This is a genomic window from Streptococcus sp. GMD1S, from assembly GCF_000296875.1.
Lineage (GTDB): Bacteria > Bacillota > Bacilli > Lactobacillales > Streptococcaceae > Streptococcus.
Map to the genome: position 1 here is coordinate 1 of NZ_AJQY01000235.1, position 749 is coordinate 749.

The following is a 749-nucleotide window of genomic DNA, read 5'->3' on the forward strand; positions in this document are numbered from 1 at the left end:
TGGAACAACTACTATGAGTATCAGTTTACAAATGCGGACAAGGTCGATTGCTTTATCGTGTCTACGGATCGGCAGAAGGAAGTTCTCGAAGGTCAATTTGCCCAGTACAGCCAGCATCGCCCACGAATCGTCACGATTCCAGTTGGGAGCATAGATCAGCTGACCGAGCCTGCTAGGGAACGCAAGCCCTTTTCTCTCATTACGGCTTCGCGTCTGGCCAAGGAAAAACACATTGACTGGCTCGTCAAGGCGGTTATCCAGGCGCATCAAGTCCTCCCAGAGCTCACCTTTGACATTTATGGCAGTGGGGGTGAGGAATCTCTTTTAAGGGAAATCATCACGGCTCACCAAGCGGAGAACTATATCCAGCTCAAAGGGCATGCAGATCTAGCTCAGATCTATCCCCAGTATGAGGTCTATCTGACAGCCTCAACCAGCGAAGGCTTTGGTCTGACCTTGATGGAGGCAGTTGGTTCAGGCTTGCCCCTGATTGGCTTTGATGTGCCTTATGGAAACCAGACCTTTATCAAGGATGGTCAAAATGGCTACTTGATCCCAAGTTCGGATGACCATGTTGAAACGGCGATTAAAAGATCCTTTGCGGAAAAGATCTGCCAGCTCTATCAGGAAAATCATTTGCCAGATATGCGAACAGCATCTTATGACCTAGCTAGAGAATTTTTAACAGATAAGGTAAGGGACAAGTGGAAGAAAACGATAGAGGAGGTCCTGCATGATTCAACTATTTG

The 749-nt window shown here is 47.7% G+C and carries 1 protein-coding gene; it reads left to right on the forward strand.

Features of this window, described 5'->3' with window-relative positions; all coding sequences use genetic code 11:
* Window positions 1-749 (forward strand): glycosyltransferase (locus tag GMD1S_RS08515; RefSeq protein ID WP_000327139.1); only part of this gene is annotated, 749 nt, incomplete at both ends.